The 1,315-nt window shown below is 69.4% G+C and carries 1 protein-coding gene; it reads right to left on the minus strand.

All coding sequences use genetic code 11. From position 1 onward, the window contains the following. Positions 1 to 1,315 (minus strand): condensation domain-containing protein (locus tag ABT300_RS44155; RefSeq protein ID WP_351688850.1); only part of this gene is annotated, 1,315 nt, incomplete at both ends.

A 1,315-nucleotide genomic window follows, 5' to 3' on the forward strand; every position in this document is an offset into this window, starting at 1 on the left:
CACTCCACCAGAACACGCCGACGCTCAACCGCGTCCAGCACCTCGACCGCACCCAGCGCGACCTCCGGACCACCCTCCAGCGCCACCTCCAACGCGACCAGCAGGTTCCACGTCGCTGTACACAGCAGCGAGATGACGAGCCGCGGGTCCACGGAGGGCAGCACGTCGACGCTCACCCGCATCGCGTCGGCGTCGTCGTCGACGTTCACCGCGAGCGGGTAGTTGGTGTACTCCCGGTAGTGGCGGAGTTCGACGCCGTCGAAGAGGGTGCCGCTCTTACGGACGGAACGGTCGTTGTGCCGAAAGTTGAACATGGAGGTGAACAGAGGGCTCTCGCCCTCCACGCCGCTAACGTTCTGCGCCACGGCGAGCGGTGCGTGCTCGTGTTCGAGCAGTGCGGCGAGCTGGCTTCGCACCGCGCCGACGGCGGCCAGCACCCCCAGGTCTCCGGTCTTCACGCGCACGGGCAGCAGGTTCATGAAGGGGCCGAGCTGCCGGTCCGCCTCGGCGTCGGCGTTCATCCGGCCGAACAGGACCGTGCCGAACACCACGTCGTCGTGGCCGCTCACCACAGCGAGGACCCGAGCCCAGGCGACATGCATCAGCGTCGCAGGACTGGCGCCGACCTTCCGGGAGACCTCGCGGAGCTTGCCCTCCAGATCTGGGGCGATCCGCGCCTCGGTCTCGACCGTGTCCGTCCCGGACACACGCGTCTCCAGCAGCCCGAACGGCGCTGTCGGTTCGGTGACGTCGCCCAGCAGCTCGGCGAAGAAGCGTTCGTGCGCTTCGCCGTCGAGCCCCGCCCGAGCCCGAACCACGATGTCGCGGAACGGCAGCGGCTGCGGCAGCTCGGTGTCGCGTCCCTGCATGACGGCCTGGATCTCGGCGAGCAGCACCTCGACCGTGGTGTGGTCCTGGACCATGTGGTGCAGCCGCAGCAGGGCGAGGCGGCTGCCGTCCACGGTCTCGGCCACGTGGAGCCCGAGCAGCGGGGCCCGGGTGAGGTCCACCGTACGGCCGACCCTCGCGGCCAGCTCGGCAACCGGGTCGGCGGCCTGCGGGTCGAGAACCACCTCGGTCACCGACAGCTCGGCACGCCGACACACCACCTGGACCGGCTCGGGCAGCCCCTCCCAGACGATCGCCGTGCGGAAGATGTCGTGCCGGTCCAGCACCTGCTGCAGCGCGTCGGCGAAGACGTCGAGGCGCTCCTTGGAGTCGAACTCCAACACGAAGGAAGCCAGATAGGTGTCGTCGGCGTCTTCTGCCATGAGGTGGTGGAAGAGCAGGCCCTCCTGGAGCGGGGCGAGAGGAT

It is taken from the genome of Streptomyces sp. NPDC001027, assembly GCF_040299045.1.
Lineage (GTDB): Bacteria > Actinomycetota > Actinomycetes > Streptomycetales > Streptomycetaceae > Streptomyces.